The sequence below is a fragment of the Pseudovibrio axinellae genome (genome assembly GCF_900110875.1).
Classification (GTDB): domain Bacteria; phylum Pseudomonadota; class Alphaproteobacteria; order Rhizobiales; family Stappiaceae; genus Pseudovibrio; species Pseudovibrio axinellae.
Genome location: NZ_FOFM01000088.1, coordinates 1 through 1147, shown reverse-complemented (window position 1 = coordinate 1147; position 1147 = coordinate 1). Strand labels below are relative to the sequence as shown.

Here is a 1147-nt window from a genome sequence, read left to right as displayed (position 1 = left end):
CGTTTTACGGAAGAGCAGATCATCAGCATGATCAAGGAACAGGAAAGTGGTGTTCCAACAGCAGAAGTTTGTCGCAGACATGGAATCAGCACAGCATCGTTTTACAAGTATAAGGCCAAGTATGGCGGCATGGATGTTTCAGATGCGCGCAAGCTGAAGGCTTTGGAAGATGAAAATTCCAAGCTCAAGAAGTTACTTGCCGAAGCTATGCTGGATAACGCTATGCTGCGTGATGTGAATTCAAAAAAGTGGTAGGGCCCGCTGCTTCACGCCAAGCGGTTGCCTTTTTATGTCAGAGCTTTGGTGTGAGCGAGCGGCGGGCCTGTTCTGTGCTTCAGGTTGATCGCTCCAGTATGCGTTACAAAAGCGTTCGTCCTGACGACAAGCCTTTGCGTGAAGCTATCAGACAGTTGGCCAGTGAACGCCGCCGTTTCGGATATCGCAGGATCCATATCCTTTTGAAACGTCAGAGAGTGGTTATGAACCTGAAGAAACTACGTCGTTTGTATCGAGAGGAAGGGCTGCAAGTGCGCAAACGTAGTGGTCGTAAACGTGCGCTTGGAACTCGCAGGCCCATTGTTGTGCCGTTAAGAACCAACGAGCGTTGGAGCCTAGACTTTGTCAGTGATGCGTTCACCGATGGCAGGCGCTTTAGAGTACTGGCTGTCGTCGATGATTATAGTCGTGAATGTCTGGCTCTTGTTCCCGACACCTCTATGTCCGGAGCGCGTCTTGTGCGCGAAGTCGAAGCCATTATCGCAAAACGGGGGATGCCAACGACAATAGTCTCGGACAACGGCACAGAAATGACCAGTTCTGCAGTGTTGAAATTCTGTCAGGATACAAACATCAACTGGCATTACATTGCACCAGGCAAGCCTATGCAAAATGCTTTTGTCGAAAGTTTTAACGGCAGCTTACGGGATGAGTGTTTGAATGAAACACTGTTCTCGTCACTGAGCGAAGCCAGAACCAAGATTGAAGCTTGGAAACACGACTACAACACTCAAAGACCGCATTCGTCTTTGGACAACCTAACCCCAGCCGAGTTTGCCGGGCAGATAGGGCTGGAAATGATAGCCGCATAAGGCTTGAATACAAACAATGGATCCTCACAAAAACTGGAGGAAACTTGGGTCTCAGGTCA

Annotated in this window: 1 protein-coding gene; it reads left to right on the top strand. The window is 49.2% G+C overall.

Annotated elements, in window-relative coordinates; all coding sequences use genetic code 11:
- Positions 1–1088 (top strand): IS3 family transposase gene (locus BMZ51_RS23700; protein ID WP_139201491.1). Its coding sequence is split into 2 segments (ribosomal slippage), with 1089 coding nucleotides annotated over them: positions 1–238 and positions 238–1088; the frame shifts between segments, so codons are not numbered across the junction. This gene is flagged as partial in the annotation.
- Between the last annotated feature and the right edge of the window lie 59 nt (positions 1089–1147).